Consider the following 18,956-nt stretch of genomic DNA (forward strand, 5'->3'; position numbering starts at 1 on the left):
CTTCAGCTCGGCCGGAGCCAACCGGCGGACAATGGCAGTTCCGCCTACGATGCGGACAGCCGCCCCTATCCACCGACCCGATTGTGCCGATCGCCTGCACGACCGACGTAGAGCCCCGATGACCATGCCCGCTCGATCCTGCCCCGCCGACTTTTCGCCGCTTCGGCGTGCCGGCCTCAACCTGCACGCCGTTTTCGACGCAGCATGGCTTCCGGTACCGCTCGCCACCGAGCTGCAGCGTGATTTCGCTCCCGCCCACGAGGTCCGCCAGCTCATCCTCATCGGCAACGCCGGACGTGCGTTGTGGTCCTCGGTGAAAGCCGCCCGGCTCGCTTCCGACGACCCCATCGACGATTTCAGCGTGGGCGCCGTCGCGCAGTGGTTCGCCGAACAATTGCCCGGCCACCGCTACACCCTGCTTTATCCCGGCGACAAACCCGTCGGCCTGCAGGCGCTCGGGCAGCTGGCCGGCTGGCATCACGCCACGCCGTTCCGGGTCGGCATCCTGCCGGGATGGGGGAGCTGGTTTGCCTACCGGGCGGCGCTGCTGGCCGATACCGCGCTGCCGCCGACTGCGCCGCTGCAGGTGGAGTCGCCCTGCCTGTCCTGCGCCGCCCGGCCCTGCATCGCCGCCTGCCCGGCGCAGGCGATGGCAGGGGGCAGGTTCGCGCTGGAGGCCTGTGTCGATTACCGCCGCCTGCCGGATTCGCGCTGCGCCCACGCCTGCGTGGCGCGCGATGCCTGTCCGGTAGGGCGGGAGCATCGCTACGACGAAGAACACATGCGTCACAGCTACGGCGCGTCGCTGCGTGCCATCGAGCGCTATTTCCCTGCGTGAAGGCGGCATCGGTCCGGCTGACGGCGCCGGGCGCGACGCTCATCGTTCTGCAATATCGGGCCTGTAGGGTGGACGCCCTCCCGCAACGCCGGTGGTCGTGTACCGCCGTGTTGTCTCCGGGCAACGGTTTGTTGCATTCCTGCTGCGAACGCCGCGCGCTGCGAGAGGGTCACAACAGCGTTTCCACAACGATAAGAGAGGAGCCAACACCATGAGCAATGAAACCCTGAGCCGTTTTCTCGAACTTTCCGCGCGCTACTTCGGCGTGCGCCGTCAGCGGGCGGTGCTGAAAATCGCCTGATGCAGCATGGCTGGGCGGCGCGTCTGCGCCGGCCAGCCAACATCCGCGTCGTCCGGCACGGAACGATGTGCGCGGCCCTCCCTCCAAGGCCGCATGGATACCCTGACCCACGCCCTTTCCGGCGCCCTCGTCGGCCGCCTGCTCGCCCCGCGGCTGCAAGCCGCCAGCTTCAAGACCCCGATCCGTACCTGGCAGGCAGTGGCCGCCGGCGCTGCCGCGGCCGCCTTCCCGGACATCGATTTCGTGCTCGGCTACGTGTCCGAGCTTACCTACCTGCGCGGCCACCGCGGCGTCACCCATTCGCTGCTCTTGCTGCCGCTATGGGGCTGGCTGCTGGCCTGGCTGTTCGCCCGGCTGGCGCGGCGCAGCGGCGGTAGCGAGGGACCACCCTGGCGCGCCTTCTACGCGATCGCCTGCAGCGGCTTGGCGATACACATCGCCGGCGATCTCATCACCCAGTTCGGCACCATGATCCTGGCGCCGTTCTCGGACAGGCGCTTCGGCATCGGCACCACCTTCATCATCGACCTGGTGTTCACCGGCATCATCGTCGCCGGCCTGGCGGCGAGCGCCTTCTTCCGCCATAGCCGCGTGCCGGCTGCGCTGGCGCTGGTGGCGCTGGCCGGCTGGGTGGGGGTGGGCTGGATGGGGCGCGGCGAGGCCATTGCCGCGGCGCACGCCCATGCCGCGGCCAAGGGCATCCCGGTGGTGGCCGTCGATGCGGCGCCGCGGCCGGCATCGCCCTTCAACTGGACGGCCATCGTGTTCGACGGCGAGCGCTATCACTACGCCCACATCAACACCCGCCGCAGCGAGCCGCTGGAAGCGCGCGAGGGCGACAACTTCATCCGCCGCTTCTCGGCACCCTACCGGCCGGTGGCGATGGCGCAGTGGCAGATCAAGCCGATGTTCGGCAACGGCGGCGACGGCGAACTGGCGCGCGCGGTGTGGAACGCCGGGGACTTCGCCTTCTTCCGCTGGTTCGCGATGTTCCCGGTGCTGGACCATGTCGACAGTTCGCCCCAGGCGGGCAGCTGCGTCAGCTTCCGCGACCTGCGTTTCGAGACCCCCGGCCGCGAGGCCATGCCCTTTCGCTACGGCCTTTGCGGCAAGGGCGACGGCGGCGGCTGGCGTCTGTTCGAGCGCCTGACCGACGGCGGCCTGCGCTGGGTGATGCCGGAAAGCTGACGCGGCGTTTCGTGCCCGGGGTTTACTTGCCGCCGGGCACCGTGCCCTGCACGCCTTCGACGTAGTAGTTCATCGCCAGCTTGTCCTTGTCGGCGAGATCCTGGCCGGCGGCGACCACTTCCTTGCCGGCCTGGTTGCGCAGCGGACCCATGAACACCGGACGCTTGCCGTCGAGGATGCCCTGGCGGCGTTCGGCCACCAGCTTCTTCGCGTCGTCCGGCAGGGTCGCGGCGAGGTGGCCGAGGTCGATCGCGCCCTCCTTGAGGCCGTACCAGACCTGCTGCTTGGGCTCGAACCTGCCCGCCAGCACTTCGCCCACGACCTTGGTGTACCAGACGCCCCAGTTGATCTCGCTCGCGGCGAGCTGGGCCTTGGGGCCGAAGGCGGTCATGTCGGAATCCCAGCCGAAGGCGTGGACGCCTTTTTCCTGCGCCGCCTGCAGCACCGCCGGGGAGTCGGTGTTCTGCATCAGCACGTCGGCGCCCTGGGCGATCAGCGTCAGCGCAGCCTGGCGTTCCTTGCCCGGGTCGAACCAGGAATTCACCCAGATCACCCGGGTGGTGGCGTTCGGATTCACGCTGCGCGCGCCTATGGTGTAGGCGTTGATGTTGCGGATCACCTCGGGGATGGGGTGCGAGCCGACCACGCCGAGGTTGCCGCTCTTGCTCATCTTGCCGGCCAGCACGCCGGCGAGGTAGGCGCCCTCGTAGGTGCGCACGTCATAGGTGCCGAGGTTGGCCGCGGTCTTGAAGCCGGTGGCATGCTGGAACACCACCTTGGGGAACTGGCGCGCCACCTTCAGCGTGGCGTCCATGTAGCCGAACGAGGTGGTGAAGATGATGCGGTGGCCGTCCTGTGCCAGGTTGCGCACCACCCGCTCGGCATCGGCGCCCTCGGGCACGCTCTCGATGAAGGTGGTCTTCACCTGGCCGGGAAAGGCGGCTTCCACCGCTCGGCGACCGAGGTCGTGGGCGAAGGTCCAGCCGGCCTCGCCGACCGGGCCCACATAGACGAAGCCGATCTTGATCGGCTCGGCGGCGATGGCGGCGGCGGGCAGGGCCGCGGCGGCAGCGAGGGCGGCGGTCCATTTGAGGACGGTGCGGCGTGTGGTCATGGCGCGATCTCCGGGGGACGAGGACGAAGGCGGCCCGCGCGGCGAGGCGCGGGCCTGCCGTTGCGGGCAGCGGATGCCGTCATCTTAGCCGCGTCATGCCGGTGGGCCACGCCGGATCGTGAATAAGGCCCATAAACCCGCAGCACGCGCCGACGCAGCCGCGACGGGCGTTCAGCGGCGGCGCAACTGCTGCTCGGCCACCGTCACCAGCCAGCGCACGCCGTGAGCGAGCGCGTCGTCGTTGAAGTCGTAGGCCGGGTGGTGCAGCGGCCTGTCGTCGCCGCCGCGGCCCTGGCCCAGCCACAGGTAGGCGCCGGGGCGGGCCTGCAGCATGAAGGCGAAGTCCTCCGAGGTGAAGGCGGGGGCCGGCGCGGTTTCTGCCTGCAGGCCCGAGGCGGCTGCGGCTTCCAGCGCCACATGCGCCTCGGCGGCGTGATTGATGGTTGCCGGGTAGTAGCGCAGGTAGTCGATGGCTATGGTGGTGCCGCTCGCCAGCGCCACGCCCTCGGCGACCTGGCGCAGCGCCGCTTCGATGATGTCCTGCGAAGCCGGGTCGAAGCTGCGCACCGTGCCGGTCAGTTTCACCTCGGCCGGCAGCACGTTGTGGGTGTGGCCGCCCTCGATGCGGGTGATCGACAGCACTGCCGATTCCACCGGGTCGATGCGGCGCGAAACGATGGCGTGCAGCTGGCTCACCAGATGGCCGGCGGCCAGGATGGCGTCTGGCGTGGTGTGCGGCTGCGCCGCATGGCCGCCGCGGCCGCGGATGACGATGTCGAAACGGTCGGCTGCCGCCATGATCGGTCCCGGCCGTGTCTGCGCCGTGCCCAGCGGCAGCGCCGGCCAGTTGTGCAGGGCATACACCGCATCGCAGGGAAAGCGCTCGAAGAGACCGTCCTCCACCATTGCACGGGCGCCGCCCAGGCCTTCCTCGGCCGGCTGGAAGATGAAATTGACGGTTCCGTCGAAATCTCGCCCGGCCAGCACGCGCGCTGCGCCGAGCAGCATGCTGGTGTGGCCGTCGTGGCCGCAGCCGTGGTGCGCGCCGGCGTGGGTGCTGGCGTGGGCGACGCCGCTGCATTCGTCCATCGGCAGCGCGTCCATGTCGGCGCGCAGGCCGACATTGGCGCTGCCTCGACCCTTGCGCAGCACGCCGACCACGCCGGTCTGGCCGATGCCTTCGTGCACCTCCAGGCCGAGGGTGCGCAGTTCGGCGGCCACCACCGCCGCGGTGCGGTGCTCGGCGAAGCCCAGCTCCGGGTGGGCGTGCAGGTCGTGGCGCAGGCGGATCAGCGCCGGCAACAGCGGCGCGAGTTCGGTGTCGGCAAGTGTGGTCATCAGCCTGCTCATGCGGCATGGGCGGCAAGCGCCGCGCTGGAGGCGAGGGAAGCGGCGAGGGGGCCGATGTAGGCGCCGTCCGGCAGCGGCCCCGCTTCACGCAGGTATTGCTTGGGCGTCATGCCGCAGACGTTCTTGAAATGCCGCGACAGATGGCTCTGGTCGTAGAAACCTGCCTCGCTGGCCACATTGGCCGCCGGCATGCCGCTGCGCAGCAGGGCCTGGGCGTGGCGCACGCGCAGGATGCAGATGTAGCGGTGCGGCGGGATCCCCATGCGCTGGCGGAACACGGTGGCGAAGCGGCATACGCTCAGGCCGGCGATCTCCGCCAGGTCTTCGAGCGAGAGCTGCTCGTCGAAGTGGCGGTGGATGTAGGCGAGCGCGTCGTCGATGCCGCGGGGCGGCCGCCGGGCGCCGCGACAGGTGGGCAAGGGCTTGGTTTCCATGGGAAAAAGCTTAGGGGCTGTGCCCCCGACGATGGCGCTGCAATGCCCATCCCGCGCGACAGCAAATGTCGATTTGCGGTGCCGTGCAGCACGACCTTGCGCATGCACCGCGGCCGTGCGCGCCGCGGCAGGAACGTGCAATCCTGGTGCCCGCCGCATTGCTATCGTCCGCCCGGTTTTCAATCAGGAGCGAACGCTGTGGGCATCAGGATCATCAAGCAGAGCAAGGACTTGCAGGGGCTGGAGGCGCAGGGGCCGGTGGGCCGCCCGCTGGGCGAAGCGGTGGCGCAGATGTGCGGGGTGGATGTCGCGCTGGCCGGTGCCGGCAGCAACGACTGCGGCATCTGGGAATGCACCCCCGGCCGCTTCCGCCGCCAGATCGACAACGCCGAGGTGATGCACATCCTGGCGGGCGCCTGCACCTTCACCCCGGAAGGCGGCGAACCGCTGCAGATCGCCGCCGGCGACACGTTGTTCTTCCCCTCGCACACCGTCGGTGTGTGGGACATCACCGAGACGCTGCGCAAGGTGTATGTGGTGTTTGCGCTGCCCTAGGCGGCTACACCAGCTGGATCGGCCCCGGGTACTGTGCGACCAGCGCATCCCGGGTCAGCAGCAGGATGCCCTCGATGGTGGCCTGTGCTACGAGGATGCGGTCGAAGGGGGCCTTGTGGATCGGCGGCAGCGAATCGACCGAAACCGCGTGCTCGCTCAGGATAGGCAGCTCCAGATAGCCGTTGTCGAGCAGGCCGCGCCGCAGCATCCGCGCATCCACCTGGAAATCGGCGCGGCCGAGGCCGGACTGGTCGTCGGGTGCTTCATGGTCACCGCATGCCGACCGAGGTGTCCGGTGCTCCCTCCCCTTCAAGGGGGAGGGATGACGTTCCGGAATCGACAGCGTTCTTGAACCCAGTCCGGTTAGTCGAGTTGCCGGGTCTTTCTGGCACAGGCCGCCGACTCAGTACCAATAGCCGAGGGCTTTCAGGCTGCCGCTTCCACCGCGGCAAACCGCCCGATGTGGCTGTCCGGATACGGCGTCGACGTCTGCCCGGTGGCGATCAGCTCGGCCATCGAATCGCCGATGCCCGGCCCGATCGCGAAGCCTTCGCCGCAGAAACCGAAAGCGTAGTAGAGGCCGTCCACCTTCGCGCTCGGGCCGAGCACCGGCTTGCTGTCCTGCAGGTAGCCCTCGATGCCGCTCCAGGTGCGGATCAGCTGCAGGCCGCCGAGCGCGGGGGCGAGGCGGCGCAGCTGCTGCAGCTGGTTGAGGGTGTTGGCCGGCTCGACGTAGGCGCGCAGGCGGTCGGCGTAGGCGGGGCCTTTGGGGCCGCCGCCGAAGACGATGTTGCCGCGCTTCACCTGGCGGAAGTACATGCCCTCGGCGACGTTCTTCGTGGTGACGCCGATGGCCGGGCCGATGGCGTAGGGCAGCGGTTCGGTGACGCCCATCTGCGGGCCGTGGGCGACGATGGGCACCGGTTCGCCGAAGGCGCTGGCGATGCGGTTGCCCCAGGCGCCGGTGGCGACCAGCAGCTGCGGTGCACGGCAGCGCGGGCCTTCGCCGCCGGCCGGATGCGCCTGGGTATGCACCAGGAAGTCGCCGCCCTCGCGCTCCACCCGCAGCACCTCGGTGTGCTCCAGCACGGTGGCGCCGGCGCGGCGGGCGCCGCGGCCGAAGGCGGGGCCGGCGAGACGCGGGTTGGCGTGGCCATCCACCGCCGACAGCGATCCGGCCAGCACCGCCGGCCCGAACAGGCCGTAGCGGCGGCGCAGCTCGGCGGCGCCCATCACTTCCAGGTTCAGGCCGTAGGGCCGGGCATCGACGGCGTAGCGGGCGAAGTCCTCGGCCTGTTCCTCGCTGTAGCACACCCGCAGATGGCCGCTGTCGAGGAACTCGGCGTCTTCGCCGAGCAACTCCGGCAGCCGGCCCCAGATCTCGCGGGCGCGGGCGGCCAGCGGCAGTTGCGCCAGCGCGCGGCCCTGGCGGCGCACGTTGCCGAAGTTGGTGCCGCTGGCCTGCTGGCCGACCAGTCCGCGTTCCAGCAGGATCACCGACAGGCCGCGGCGGCGCAGGAAGAAGGCGGCCGAAGCGCCGACCAGGCCGCCGCCGACGACGATGACGTCGGCGCGCAGGATTTCCGGCGTGGCAGTCATCGACGCCTTCATTGCACCACCTCCACATCCAGCGGCAGCGGTTTCACCGGCGCCTGGCCGCGCAGGCGGCCGACCTGCTGCACCGGCACGCCGGTTGCGGCGGCGACGATCTCGGCGGCGGCGTGGCCGCAGTAGCGGCCCTGGCAGCGGCCCATGCCGACGCGGCTGAAGGCCTTGGCACGGTTGAGCTCGCAGCCGCCGAGCTCGGTGGCGCTGCGGCGCAGTTCGCCGGCGGCGATGGTCTCGCAGCGGCACACCACGGCGTCGTCGGGCAGCGCGGCGGCTTGCGTGTGCGGCCACGGAAAGGCGGCGGCGAGGCCACGGCGGAAGCGTTCCATGGTGGCCAGCGTGGCGCGCAGTCCGTCGCGTTCGGCCTCGTAGCGGGTGCTGCCGGCCTGCACGCCGAGGTCGTGCAGCACGGCGAGCGCCGCCAGCCGGCCAGCGGCTTCGGCGGCGTCGGCACCGGCCAGGCGCACGCCGTCGCCGGCAAGGTAGATGCCGGCGCTGCTGGCGCGGCCGTCCTCGTCGATCGCCGGCAGCCACTGGCGGCTGGCATCGTCGAAGCGGAATTCGCAGCGCGCGAGGTCGGCGAGCTGGGTTTCGGCGCGCAGGTGGTAGCCGAGCGCGACCGCGTCGCAATCGAAGCGGCGTTCGCGGCCGCTGGCTTCGCGCACCGTGATGCCGCTGACGCCGGTTTCGTCGTCGCCGTCGATGGCGAGCGGGGTGGCACCACGCAGCAGCGGCACGCCGGCGCGGCGCAACGTGGCGATCAGGCCGAGGCCGCGCAGCAGCAGCGCGGGGCGCGCAAGCAGGCCGCCGAGCGCCGCCAGCGCGGGCCGCGGCGAGGTGTCGATCACTGCCGCGATGCGAGCACCGGCCTTGAGGTACTGGCTGGCGACCAGGTAGAGCAGCGGGCCGGTGCCGCAGAACACGATGCGGCTGCCGATGGCGCAGGCCTGCGCCTTGAGTGCGATCTGCGCCGCGCCCAGGCTGTAGCAGCCGGCGCGGTTCCAGCCCGGCAGCGGCAGCAGGCGGTCGGTGGCGCCGCTGCAGACGACCAGCGCGTCAAACGGCAGCGCTTCGGCGCGCTTGCCGCAGACGGTGTGGAGTTGGCCGTCGGCGATGTTCCAGGCGAGCGTCTCGGCGCGGTAGTCGATATGCGGGCGGAGGGCGTCGAAGGCGCGGTGCAGGGCTTCCGCCTTGGTCGCCTCGCTGCCGTAGAGCGCGGCGTAGGGGCGGCTGAAGTTGGGCGGCTGGCGGCGGTAGATCTGGCCGCCGTCGCGCCGGCCTTCGTCCACCACCAGCGGGCGCAACCCGGCTTCCACCAGCGCTGCGGCGGCGCGCACCCCGGCGGGGCCGGCGCCGACCACGATCACCCGCGGCGCGGCCATGTCGCCTCCTGCGGCTGGGTGAGGATGTCCATGCCGTCTTCCACCGGCGTCGAGCAGGCGCGCCAGCGCTCGCCGTTGGCGCCGCGCACCCAGCAGTCCTGGCAGGCGCCCATCAGGCAAAAGCCGGCGCGGGCGCCGTCGCCGAATTCGGACTGGCGCAGGCGGCCGCCGTTGGCGAGCACCGCCACCAGCAGGGTGTCGCCCTCGAGGGCGGTGGCGGGGCGGCCGTCCACCCGCAGGCTGACGGGGCGGCGGCCGGTTTCGCCGAGACGGACGAAGCGCGCTTGCGGCGCGGCGGAAGCGGAGGGCATGGGGTAGTGGGGGTTTACTTGTTGGGGTCGTATACCCGTTCTATCGGGTAGTAGTTCTTGATGAAGGGCGATTTGATGACGATGTAGCTGAAGTACTTCTCGATGCCGATACTGCGTTCGAGCAGGCCTTCGATGATGCTCTGGTAGTGGTTCACGCCCTGGGTCATGAACTTCAGCAGGTAGTCGTAGCCGCCGCTGACCAGATGGCATTCGAGGATCTCGTCGATGTTGCGGATGGCCGACTCGAAGCGCATGAAGTCCTCGCGGCGGTGGTCGGCGAGCGTCACCTCGGTGAACACGGTGAGCATCTCGCCGAGCTTGTCGAGCTTCACCTGCGCGCCGTAGCCGGCGATGTAGCCGGCCTGCTCCAGGCGCTTGACCCGGATCAGGCAGGGGCTGGGCGAGAGGCCGACGGCGTCGGCGAGGTCCACGTTGGTGATACGGCCGTTACGCTGGAGCTGGCACAGGATGCGCAGGTCGAGCCGGTCGAGTTTGGGCATGGCGGTCGTGATGGTCATTGCGAACTACTTTTCGCCGGAAGCGAAGGTGATGGAGTCGGGCAGTGTCCAGCAAGATGCATGCCGCGGGCGCTCAGGCCATCGCGCGGCGCACGTCGGGGGCGTCCAGCACTTCGTCCAGGGTGCGCTTGAGGCGGGCGAAGAGCTGGGCGAAGTTGTCCTCGGTGAAGCACAGCGCCGGTGCGAAGCCGAGGATGTGATCGCCGAAGGACCGGAAGATCAGGCCGTTCTGGTAGCCGCTGCGGAACAGGCGGTCGGACAGGCCCAGCGCCGGGTCGAAGGCGCGCTTGCTGGCCTTGTCGGCCACCAGCTCGACCGCGCCGAGCAGGCCGCGATGGCGGACGTCGCCGACCAGCGGGTGGTTCAGCATGTCGGCGAGCCCGGTGGCGAACACCGGCTCCATCGCCTGGGCGTGGGCGAGGATGCCGCCCTCTTCGTACAGCCGGATCACCTCCAGCGCCACCGCGGCGGAGACGGGATGGCCGGAGTAGGTGGCGCCGTGGCCCACCAGCACGTTGGGCGCGGCGCCGTCGGCGATGCCGTTGTAGACCGCGTCCGAGATCATCAGCGCGCCCATCGGCACATAGCCCGAGGTCAGGCCCTTGGCCATGGTCATCAGGTCGGGTTCGACGTCCTCGGCGAGGCAGGCGAACATCGGTCCGGTGCGGCCGAAGCCGGTGATGACCTCGTCGACCACGAACAGGATGCCGAGCTCGCGGCTGGCCTCGCGCATCGCCTTCAGCCAGCCTTTGGGCGGCACGATCACGCCGCCGGAGCCCTGCACCGGCTCGCAGAAGAAGGCGGCCACGTTGTCGGCGCCGAGTTCGGCCACCTTGGCGCGCAGCGCCGCCACCGAGGCCGCGATCACCGCCTGCGCATCGTTGCCGACCGGGCTGCGGTAGGGGTAGGGCGAGGCGATGTAATGCTGGTTGGGCAGCGGCACGTCGAAACCGCGGTGGAAGGCGGGCAGTGCGGTCAGCCCGGAGCCGACCGAGGACGAGCCGTGGTAGCCGCGCTCGATGGCGATGAAGTGCTTCTTCTGCGGCCGGCCGGTGGCGTTGTAGTAGTGGGTGATCAGGCGGATCGCCGCATCGACCGCTTCCGAGCCGCCCAGGGTCAGGTAGGTGTGGCGCAGCGATTTCGGCGCGATCTCGGCGAGCTTGGCCGCCAGCCGGATCGCCGGCTCGCTGCCGAAGCCGAAGTAGCCGGTGGCGTAGGGCAGCTTGCGCATCTGCTCGGCCGCCGCCTGCACCACGCTCTCGTGGCCGTAGCCGATGTTCACGCACCACAGCCCGGCGAAGGCGTCGAGCACCTCCTTGCCGTGGATGTCGCGCAGCCACACGCCGTCGTGGCCGCTGGCGAGCACGGTGGCGCCGCGCTGTTCATGGCCGCGCCAGGCGGCGACAGGGTGGATGAGGTGTTTGCGGTCGAGGTCGAGCAGGGCGTCGGTGGTCATGATCGGGGCGGGGCGTTGTTCTGGATTCGATGGGTCCAGTTTAGGGTTGGCCCCGCAGCGGGTGCTGCGGCTTTGGCCCGGTGCGGCGAAGTGCTGTGCCGTTGTGCGGGGGCCGGCGGCATATCGTGCGGCGGTGGGGCTGGGGCCTTGGCGGGCGCGGGGTGTGCGCAATGAGGCGGGCGCGGGTGGGGCGGTGGTTTGTGCTGCGGGGAGGAGCAGGAGAAAAAGGGGTGAGAAGGGTTTGCCGAACCGACAGCAACCGATTAAAGCTTTGGCGTGACCGGTGCCGTAGGTTTATTCCCTCCCCTTCAAGGGGGCGTAGGCGGGGTTTCGCAGAGCACCGCTCTGCGCCGCCGGAGCGGCGGAGCGAGGCGGAGACTCCTGGGCTAGGGTGGGGATGGGGTTAGACCGGCGTGGTGATTAACCCCATCCCCCTCCCAACCTCCCCCTTGAAGGGGGAGGGGCAAGATTGCGCGGGCTGGTTGCGCCGTGCGTGGAAGAATGGCAAGTCGGACTTTATGCCGCTCGACCAATCACCCCAACGCCTGACTCAAGATCGCATACAGGCCCGTCTCCGGACCCCGCCGCGGTATTTCCCCGCGGCTCATGATCGCGACCATGCCCACGCGCCGCAGGCCGATCTCTTCCAGCCATTCGATCAGCCCGCCGCCGGCTTCGATGTCGATGCGCAGGAATTTCCCGGCGCACAGGTTGGACCAGTGGGCGATCAGCGCTTTGGCGCTGGCGAGGCTGGGCGCCACCACCGGGCCGATGGCGTGGCCGCGGCCGAAGCGGCGCAGCACCGCGAAGCCCACCGCCTCGCCGTCGCGGTCCAGGACCACCGTCTCCGCGGTATCGAGCAAGGCGCGAATGGCTGCGCCGCGCGGCATGCCGCTGGCCTGGGCGTCGAGTTCGACCAGGCGGTCGCTGTCGCCGCGGCCGAGCGGGCGCAGGCGTTCGCCGGCGCCGGGCATCAGCAGCGGCGCCTGGCGGGCCTGACCCTGGTGCTGGCGGATTTCGCCGTGGCGGACGAAGCCGAGGCGTTCATACAGGCCGCGGCCTTCGGCGGTGGCGTGCAGCATCACCGCGCGCTCGCCGGCATTGTCGAGCAGGCCCTGCATCAGGCGCTGGCCGATGCGACGGCCCTGCACCTGCGGCGCCACGATCACCATGCCGACCATCGCTTGATTGGCGTCCCAGTGCCAGCCGAGCGCGGTGCCGACCACCTCGCCATCGCGCACCGCCACCAGGCCCTGGCCGAGCGCGGCGACGAAGCGCCAGTCTTCCAGTCGGTGCGGCCAGCGCACGGCGACCGACAGCGCATGCGCGGCGTCGAGGTCGGCGGCTTCGAGGGGGCGCAGGGTTACGCCGTCCGCGCTGGTCTCGCGCAGCGCAATTTCTCCGATCAAGGTAGGTTCTCCAGCAGTGGGCCGCCCCGATCATCGTCAATGGCGGGAGCGCGCGCTAGGACATTCTTGCCGTTGTGGCGCACTGCAGCACACAAAGCATCTTTGTTCGCCGGCGCAGCCACAAGCGCAGCAAGCTGCGGCCGGCAGCGGGACTACCGCAGCATATGCGGCGGCCCCGCCACTAGCATCGGTGCATCAAGAACGACGAGGTGTGCGATGCCGATTTTCGATCCCGATCAGATCCAGGTGCCCGTCGGCCATTTCATTGGCGGCCACCTGCAAACCCCCGCCGGCGCTGCGCTCGAGGTGCGGCGCCCGTCCGACGGCCAGACCTACGCCGAGCTGCCGGTGGCCGACGAGGCGCTGGTGGACGCCGCCGCAGAAAATGCCTGGAAGGCCTGGAAAGAGAGCGACTGGGCACGCTGCGCGCCGCGCGACCGCGCCCGCGTGCTGCGGCGCTGGGCCGATCTGGTGGAGGCCGAGGCGCCGCGCCTGGGCGTGCTCGAAGCGCTCGGCTCCACCCGCCCGGTGCGCGACGCCATCGCCTGGGACGTGCCCTTTACCGCCGAAGGCCTGCGCTTCTTCGCCGAATACGCCGACAAGCTCGGCGGCGAGGTCGCCGCCACCCGCCACGACCACCTCGGCATGGTGATCGCCGAGCCCTATGGCCTCATCGGCGCGATCACACCGTGGAATTTTCCGCTGGTGATGGTCTCGTGGAAGGTCGGCGCGGCGCTCGCCGCCGGTAACGCGGTGCTGCTGAAGCCTTCCGAGCTGACCCCTTTCAGCGCGCTGCGGCTGGCCGAACTGGCGATCCAGGCTGGCGTGCCGGCGGGCATCTTCAATATCGTGCAGGGCGACGGCCGTACCACCGGCGAGGCCATCACCCGCCATCCGCTGGTGTCAAAGATGACCTTCACCGGCTCCACCCGCACCGGCGCCGCGATCATGTCGGCGTGCGCGCTGCACGGCCCCAAGCCGGTGACGCTGGAGCTGGGCGGCAAGAGCCCGCAGCTGGTGTTCGACGACGTGCGCGATCTCGACAAGCTCGCCGCCACCATCGCCGGCGCCATCACCGGCAACGCCGGCCAGGTCTGCGTTGCCGGCTCGCGGCTGGTGGTGCAGCGCCGTGTCGCCGGCGCGCTGGTGGAGCGCATCCGCGCCCTCTTCGCCGCACACCGCCCCGGCGCCACCTGGGACGAGGACGCCACCCTGCCGCCCATCATCTCGGCGCAGCAGGCGGCGCGCATAGCCGGCATCGTCGAGCGCGCGCAGGCCGCGGGCGGCCGGGTGCAGTGCGGCGGCGGCATCGTCGATGGCGGCTGCGGCGGCGCCTATTACCTGCCGACGCTGATCGACGGCGTCGATGCCGCCAACCCGGCGGTGAGCGAGGAAATCTTCGGCCCGGTGCTCACCGTCCAGACCTTCGACGAAGAGGAAGAAGGCTTCGCGCTCGCCTCGCACGACAGCTACGGGCTGGCCGCCGGGGTGCACACCAGCGACGTCGGCCGGGCGATGCGCGCGGTGCGCCGCATCGAGGCCGGCACGGTGTGGGTGAACCGCTATGGCCGCTCCGCCGACTTCGTCATCCCCACCGGCGGCTACCACCAGTCGGGCATCGGCAAGGACCTCGGCCGCCAGGCGGTGGAGGCCAACCTGCGCTTCAAAAGTGTGCTGATGGACATCGGCTCGCCCCAATAAGGTGCCCCGCGCGAGGGCGTTCCGGCGGACCGCACAGCATTTCGTGCGGCGCCTTCAAAAGAACGGTTTTCACCTCGCGCACGGCCCCGAACGCCATATTTCATGCCGGACCCCATGCTCTAATCGATTCACACAACCACTACGCCCAAGGTCGTAACTCCCCCGGCCGGCGGCACGAACGACAGGAAATTTCGACCATGACCTTCCGCCCCAAGTACATCACCTTCGACTGCTACGGCACCCTGATCCGCTTCCGCATGGGCGACACCGCGCGCGCCATGTACGCCGACCGCCTGCCGCCGGAACAGCTGGAACGCTTCGTGCACGACTTCAACGCCTACCGCCTCGATGAAGTGATGGGCGACTGGAAGCCCTACGTCGACATCCTCAAGAGCGCGCTGGAGCGCACCTGCAAGCGCCACGGCGTGAAGTACCTCGAGGAAGAAGGCCAGAAGTACTACGACCTGGTGCCGACCTGGGGCCCCAACCCGGACGTGCCGGAACCGCTCGCCCGCATCGCCAAGGAAATCCCGCTGGTGATCCTGTCGAACGCTGCCAACGAACAGATCATGACCAACGTCGAAAAGCTCGGCGCCCCCTTCCATGCCGTCTATACCGCCGAACAGGCGCAGGCCTACAAGCCGCGCCTGCAGGCCTTCGAATACATGCTGGACCAGCTCGGCTGCGGCCCGGAAGACATCCTCCACGTGTCCTCCAGCCTGCGCTACGACCTGATGTCGGCAGATGATCTCGGCATCAAGAACAAGGTGTTCGTGAACCGCGGCCACGATCCCGCCTGCGCTGCCTACAACTACACCGAGATCAAGGACATCGGCGGCCTGCCCGCGCTGGTCGGCCTCTGATCCTGCTTTCTCCTTCCACCGCCACCCCGAACGAGCCGCGATGAAACTCGAGTCCTACTGGACGGACAGCGCGCCGGCATTTGCCGGCGCCGATACCCCCCTGCCCAAGCGGGCCGACGTCGCCATCGTCGGCGGCGGCTTCACCGGCCTGTCGGCGGCGCTCGCGTTCGCGAAACGCGGCGCATCGGTGGTGGTGCTGGAGGCAGGCGCGCTCGCCGGCGAAGCCTCGGGGCGCAACGGCGGCCATGTGAACAACGGCCTCGCGGTGGATTACGCCGCGCTCGCCGACAAGGTCGGCCGCGACCAGGCGCGCGCCTGGTATCACGCCTACGACGATGCGGTCGATACCGTGGCGCGGGTGGTGGAAGAAGAGGGCATCGCCTGCGACTTCGCCCGCAACGGCAAGCTCAAGCTGGCGGCGCGCCCCGCTCACTTCGATGCGCTGGTGCGCGGCTTCGAGCGGCTGAAGAACGAAGTCGATCCCGATGTCGAGCTGGTCGATGCCGCCGCGGTGCGCGACGAAGTCGCCAGCGAACGCTACTGCGGCGGCATCCTCATCAAGAAGAGCGCGCAGATGCACATGGGGCGCTTTGCCGTCGGCCTGGCCGACGCGGCGCTGCGCTACGGCGCGCGCATCCATACGAATACCACGGTGACGCGGCTGGAGCGCCGCCGCAGCGAAGGCATGCACGCCCACCGCGTGCACACCAGCGCCGGCAGCTTCGACGCCGCCCAGGTGCTGGTCGCCAGCGGCGCCACCCGCCACGGCGGCTTCGGCACCTTCGGCTGGTGGCGGCGGCGCATCGTGCCGGTGGGCAGCTTCATCGTCGTCACCGCGCCGCTCGGCGCCGAACGGGCCGCCGCGCTGCTGCCGCGCCGGCGCACCTACACGACCACCGAGAACATCCACAACTATTTCCGCCTGACCCCGGACAACCGGCTGGTGTTCGGCGGGCGGGCACGCTTCGCGATCTCCAGCCCGCAGTCCGACCTCAAGAGCGGCCACATCCTGCAGGCCGCGCTGGTGCGCACCTTCCCGCAGCTGGCCGACGTCGGCATCGACTACTGCTGGGGCGGCCTGGTGGACATGAGCCGCGACCGCCTGCCGCGCGCCGGCGAGCGCGACGGCCTGTTCTACTCGCTCGGCTACAGCGGCCACGGTACCCAGATGTCGGTGCACATGGGCGGGATCATGGCCGAGGTGATGAACGGCAACCGCGCCGCCAACCCCTGGCGCGATCTGCCCTGGCCGGCGATCCCCGGCCACTTCGGCCCGCCCTGGTTCCTGCCGGCGGTGGGCTTGTACTACCGCCTCAAAGACAAGCTGGTCTGACGCCGAGGCCGCTGCCATGTCTTCCTCCATTCTTCCGTCGTCGCTCCCCGGCATCGCCCCCGCCACGCCCGGCCTGAGCCGGCGCGCCGCGCTGGGCCGGCTGCTGGCCGGCGGCTGCGCGCTGCCCGGCCTCGGTCTTCCCGGTCCCGCCTTTGCCAGTCTCGCGGCCATGACGGCGCCGCCGCCGCGGCAGGGCGGCTACCTGCGGGTGGCTTCCGCCGCCGCCGCGATCACCGACACGCTGGACCCGGCCAGGCAGTCGAACCAGACCGATTACATCCGCGGCAAGATGTTCTACAACGGGCTGACCGAGCTGGACGCCCACCTGAACCCGCTGCCGGCGCTGGCCGAATCCTTCGCCAGCGAAGACGCGCAGGAATGGACCTTCCGCCTGCGCCGCGGCGTGGCCTTCCACGACGGCAAGCCGCTGACGCCGGCCGACGTGGTGTATTCGCTGATGCGCCACAAGGACCCGGCGGTCGGCTCCAAGGCCAACGCCATCGCCGCCCAGATCGACAGCGTCGCCGCCGACGGCCCGCAGGCGGTGAAGGTCCGCCTGAAGGCGCCCAACGCCGACCTGCCGGTGCTGATGGGCACCTTCCACTTCCACATCGTCGCCGACGGCACCACCGACTTCCGCCTCGCCAACGGCACCGGCCCCTACCGCTGCCAGGAATTCCGCCCGGGCGTGCGCTCCATCGCGGTGCGCAACCCGAATTACTGGAAGCCCGGCCGGCCATACGTGGACACCATCGAATGCGTCGGCATCGTCGATGAAGTGGCGCGGGTGAATGCGCTGCTGTCCGGCGACATCGACCTCGTCAGCGCGGTGAATCCGCGCTCGGCGCTGCGCATCGCCGCGACACCGGGTTTCACGTTCATGACCACCCAGTCCGGCCAGTACAGCGACCTGGTGATGCGGCAGGACCGCGGCCCCGGCGCCAACCCGGATTTCGTGCTGGCGCTGAAGTACCTGATGGACCGCGAGCTGATGATGAAGGTCATCGCCCAGGGCCACGCCATGGTCGGCAACGATCAGCCGATAGACCCGACCCACACCTTCTACGCCGCTGGCCTGCCGCAGCGCGCCTACGACCCGGAGCGCGCCCGCTTCCACCTGCGCAAGGCCGGCATGGAAGGCGCGCGGCTGCCTATCGTGGCCTCGCCCGCCGCCACCTATTCGGTGGAGATCGCGCTGGTGCTGCAGCATGCCGCCGCCCGCGCCGGCCTCAACCTGGAGGTGAAGCGCATGCCGGTGGACGGCTACTGGTCCAACCACTGGATGAAGCATCCGCTGTCCTTCGGCAACATCAACCCGCGCGCCAGCGCGGACGCGGTGTTCACCCAGTTCTACCAGTCCAGCTCGGCGTGGAACACCACCGGCTGGAAGAACCCGCGCTTCGACCAATTGCTGGTGGCCGCCCGTTCCGAGCTGGATGAAAATCGCCGCCGCGCGCTCTACGCCGACATGCAGGCGCTGGTGCACGACGAATGCGGCAGCGGCATCCCGCTGTTCATCGCCTCCATCGACGGCCTCAGCAGCCGGGTGAAGGGCCTGTCGCAGATCCCGCTGGGCGGGCTGATGGGCTACTCCTTCGCCGAAAACGTGTGGCTGGAGGGCTGAGGCCATGAACGCACTCGTACTCCGCCTGATCGCCGCCCGCATCGGCCTCGCGCTGGTGTCGCTGCTGCTGGTGTCGGCGGTGGTGTTCGCCATCACCGCGCTGCTGCCGGGCGACGCCGCCGAGGAAAAGCTGGGGCTGGAAGCCACCGCCGAAACCCTGGCGGCGCTGCGCCACGAGATGGGCCTGGATCGCCCGGCGCTGGTGCGCTACGGCGACTGGCTGGCCGGCATGGCCGGCGGCGACCCCGGCCGCTCGGTGGTGAGCGGCGCGCCGGTCGGCCAGCTCATCGCCAGCCGCCTGCCCAACTCGCTGCTGCTCGCCGGCCTCACCGCCGCCATCTCGGTGCCGCTGGCGCTGGCGCTGGGCATCGCCGCGGCGATGTGGCGCGGCTCCCGCTTCGACCGCGCCGTCAGCATGGGCGCGGTGGCGGTGGTGTCGGTGCCGGAATTCCTCATCGCCACGCTGGCGGTGCTGCTGTTCGCGGTGCAGCTGCGCTGGCTGCCGGCGCTGGCCTACACCGGGCCGGACGCCGACCTCGCCGAACTGGCGCGCGCCTACGCGCTGCCGGTGTTCAGCCTGTGCTGCGTGATCATCTCCCAGATGCTGCGCATGACCCGCGCCGCGGTGGTGGACCAGCTGCGCGCGCCCTACATCGAGATGGTGCGGCTGAAGGGCGCCTCGCCGCTGCGCATGGTGCTGCGCCACGCGCTGCCGAACGCGCTCGGGCCCATCGCCAATGCGGTGGCGCTGTCGCTGTCCTACCTGCTGGGCGGCGTCATCATCGTCGAAACCATCTTCAACTACCCCGGCGTCGCCAAGCTGATGGTGGACGGCGTGACCCAGCGCGACATGCCGCTGGTGCAGACCTGCGCCATGCTGTTCTGCGCCGCCTACCTGCTGCTGGTCACCGTGGCCGACGTGCTCGGCATCGTCTCCAACCCCAAGCTGCGCCACCGATGAGCGACCAGCC

18 protein-coding genes are annotated in these 18,956 nt (G+C 70.1%); 8 read left to right on the forward strand and 10 right to left on the reverse strand.

Annotation, left to right across the window (positions count from 1 at the left end; all coding sequences use genetic code 11):
- Positions 1 to 118: 118 nt before the first annotated feature.
- Positions 119 to 838, forward strand: coding sequence for a hypothetical protein (locus CJ010_RS01340; protein WP_240794474.1), 720 nt, complete (start codon positions 119 to 121; stop codon positions 836 to 838).
- Between the two features lie 394 nt (positions 839 to 1,232).
- Positions 1,233 to 2,327 carry a metal-dependent hydrolase gene (locus CJ010_RS01345; protein ID WP_141016365.1) on the forward strand — a complete coding sequence of 365 codons (1,095 nt, stop codon included), beginning with the start codon at positions 1,233 to 1,235 and terminating at the stop codon, positions 2,325 to 2,327.
- Positions 2,328 to 2,349: 22 nt separating this feature from the next.
- Here the strand turns inward: CJ010_RS01345 and CJ010_RS01350 are convergent, their stop codons facing one another.
- From CJ010_RS01350 to CJ010_RS01360, 3 genes are all read right to left on the reverse strand, one after another.
- Entirely contained in the window at positions 2,350 to 3,441 is a 1,092-nt protein-coding gene (locus tag CJ010_RS01350; protein WP_141016366.1) for a BMP family ABC transporter substrate-binding protein, read from the reverse strand.
- A 171-nt stretch (positions 3,442 to 3,612) separates the two neighbouring features.
- Entirely contained in the window at positions 3,613 to 4,779 is a 1,167-nt protein-coding gene (locus tag CJ010_RS01355; RefSeq protein WP_141016367.1) for a M20 aminoacylase family protein, read from the reverse strand.
- Between the two features lie 8 nt (positions 4,780 to 4,787).
- A complete protein-coding gene (locus CJ010_RS01360) occupies positions 4,788 to 5,225 on the reverse strand; it encodes a helix-turn-helix domain-containing protein (protein WP_141016368.1) in 438 nt (145 codons plus the stop codon).
- Positions 5,226 to 5,423: 198 nt separating this feature from the next.
- On the opposite strand from CJ010_RS01360, the gene CJ010_RS01365 reads away from it, so the two are divergent.
- The gene (locus tag CJ010_RS01365; protein ID WP_141016369.1) at positions 5,424 to 5,780 is read left to right on the forward strand and encodes a cupin domain-containing protein; all 357 of its coding nucleotides are present in this window, start codon (positions 5,424 to 5,426) and stop codon (positions 5,778 to 5,780) included.
- 4 nt (positions 5,781 to 5,784) lie between these two features.
- On the opposite strand, the gene CJ010_RS01370 is transcribed toward CJ010_RS01365, so the two are convergent.
- The 7 genes from CJ010_RS01370 to CJ010_RS01400 all read right to left on the reverse strand — a co-directional run bounded on the left by CJ010_RS01370 (position 5,785) and on the right by CJ010_RS01400 (position 12,464).
- Positions 5,785 to 5,988 carry a type II toxin-antitoxin system VapC family toxin gene (locus CJ010_RS01370; protein ID WP_141016370.1) on the reverse strand — a complete coding sequence of 68 codons (204 nt, stop codon included), beginning with the start codon at positions 5,986 to 5,988 and terminating at the stop codon, positions 5,785 to 5,787.
- A 218-nt stretch (positions 5,989 to 6,206) separates the two neighbouring features.
- On the reverse strand, positions 6,207 to 7,391 hold the full coding sequence (locus CJ010_RS01375; protein ID WP_141016371.1) for an FAD-binding oxidoreductase: 1,185 nt from the start codon (positions 7,389 to 7,391) through the stop codon (positions 6,207 to 6,209).
- Positions 7,388 to 8,770, reverse strand: a complete 1,383-nt coding sequence (locus CJ010_RS01380; RefSeq protein WP_141016372.1) for an NAD(P)/FAD-dependent oxidoreductase — start codon at positions 8,768 to 8,770, stop codon at positions 7,388 to 7,390. Before CJ010_RS01380 ends, CJ010_RS01375 begins: the two co-directional genes overlap by 4 nt.
- On the reverse strand, positions 8,752 to 9,081 hold the full coding sequence (locus tag CJ010_RS01385; protein WP_141016373.1) for a (2Fe-2S)-binding protein: 330 nt from the start codon (positions 9,079 to 9,081) through the stop codon (positions 8,752 to 8,754). The genes CJ010_RS01380 and CJ010_RS01385 overlap by 19 nt, the downstream gene beginning before the upstream one ends.
- A 14-nt stretch (positions 9,082 to 9,095) precedes the next feature.
- Positions 9,096 to 9,599: an Lrp/AsnC family transcriptional regulator gene (locus CJ010_RS01390; protein ID WP_205754868.1), complete on the reverse strand. Its 504-nt coding sequence runs from the start codon at positions 9,597 to 9,599 to the stop codon at positions 9,096 to 9,098.
- A gap of 73 nt (positions 9,600 to 9,672) precedes the next feature.
- Entirely contained in the window at positions 9,673 to 11,055 is a 1,383-nt protein-coding gene (locus CJ010_RS01395; protein ID WP_141016374.1) for an aspartate aminotransferase family protein, read from the reverse strand.
- A gap of 533 nt (positions 11,056 to 11,588) precedes the next feature.
- Positions 11,589 to 12,464, reverse strand: a complete 876-nt coding sequence (locus CJ010_RS01400; protein WP_141016375.1) for a GNAT family N-acetyltransferase — start codon at positions 12,462 to 12,464, stop codon at positions 11,589 to 11,591.
- Positions 12,465 to 12,680: 216 nt separating this feature from the next.
- Here CJ010_RS01400 and CJ010_RS01405 point away from each other — a divergent pair, with 216 nt between their 5' ends.
- The 5 genes from CJ010_RS01405 to CJ010_RS01425 all read left to right on the forward strand — a co-directional run bounded on the left by CJ010_RS01405 (position 12,681) and on the right by CJ010_RS01425 (position 18,946).
- Positions 12,681 to 14,165, forward strand: a complete 1,485-nt coding sequence (locus tag CJ010_RS01405; RefSeq protein WP_141016376.1) for an aldehyde dehydrogenase — start codon at positions 12,681 to 12,683, stop codon at positions 14,163 to 14,165.
- A gap of 197 nt (positions 14,166 to 14,362) precedes the next feature.
- The gene (locus CJ010_RS01410; protein WP_133594460.1) at positions 14,363 to 15,028 is read left to right on the forward strand and encodes a haloacid dehalogenase type II; all 666 of its coding nucleotides are present in this window, start codon (positions 14,363 to 14,365) and stop codon (positions 15,026 to 15,028) included.
- A 40-nt stretch (positions 15,029 to 15,068) separates the two neighbouring features.
- Complete coding sequence (locus CJ010_RS01415; RefSeq protein WP_141016377.1) at positions 15,069 to 16,361, forward strand: FAD-binding oxidoreductase; 1,293 nt, start codon at positions 15,069 to 15,071, stop codon at positions 16,359 to 16,361.
- Positions 16,362 to 16,377: 16 nt separating this feature from the next.
- Positions 16,378 to 17,985 (forward strand): ABC transporter substrate-binding protein, encoded by a 1,608-nt coding sequence (locus CJ010_RS01420; protein WP_141016378.1) that lies wholly within the window; start codon positions 16,378 to 16,380, stop codon positions 17,983 to 17,985.
- A gap of 4 nt (positions 17,986 to 17,989) precedes the next feature.
- Positions 17,990 to 18,946 carry an ABC transporter permease gene (locus tag CJ010_RS01425; protein WP_011763954.1) on the forward strand — a complete coding sequence of 319 codons (957 nt, stop codon included), beginning with the start codon at positions 17,990 to 17,992 and terminating at the stop codon, positions 18,944 to 18,946.
- Positions 18,947 to 18,956 lie beyond the last annotated feature (10 nt).

This window comes from Azoarcus sp. DD4, assembly GCF_006496635.1.
Taxonomy (GTDB): Bacteria; Pseudomonadota; Gammaproteobacteria; order Burkholderiales; family Rhodocyclaceae; genus Azoarcus.